This is a genomic window from Chryseobacterium phosphatilyticum (genome assembly GCF_002899825.2).
GTDB lineage: Bacteria > Bacteroidota > Bacteroidia > Flavobacteriales > Weeksellaceae > Chryseobacterium > Chryseobacterium phosphatilyticum.
This window is the reverse complement of the sequence record NZ_PPED02000062.1, coordinates 1-504: the sequence shown is the minus strand read 5'-3', so window position 1 is coordinate 504 and position 504 is coordinate 1. Positions and strand designations below refer to the sequence as shown.

Annotated in this window: 1 pseudogene; it reads left to right on the top strand. The window is 62.7% G+C overall.

The window, feature by feature from the left end:
* Nucleotides 1-52 precede the first annotated feature (52 nt).
* Nucleotides 53-504 (top strand): annotated as a pseudogene (locus C1631_RS25415) (transposase); the annotation flags it as partial.

Here is a 504-nt window from a genome sequence, read left to right as displayed (position 1 = left end):
CTTCTGAGTGGTCCATCGACTATGACAGTCTGGATCAAGGAAGGGACGACGAATGCCTGCCAAGAAGCACAAGCCCGAGGAGATCATCGGGAAGCTGCGTGAGGTTGAAATCGTGCTGGGCCAGGGCGGGACAACCGCGGAGGCATGCCGGCGGATCGCGGTCAGCGAGCAGACTTACTACCGCTGGCGCAAAGAGTATGGCGGCCTGAAGACGGATCAGGCTCGGCGGATGAAGGACCTGGAGAAGGAGAACCTGCGGCTGCGCCGTGCGATCTCCGACCTCACACTGGACAAGCTGATCCTGCAGGAGGCGGCACGGGGAAACTTCTGAGCCCCGCACGGCGTCGGCGCTGCATCGATCAGGTGAAGGAGACGCTGGATGTATCCGAGCGACGCGTGTGCCGCGTGCTCGGGCAGCATCGGTCGACGCAGCGCAAGGTGCCGTGCGGGGCAGATGACGAACAGGCGCTGACCGAGGACATCATCGAGTTGGCCAAGCAATAC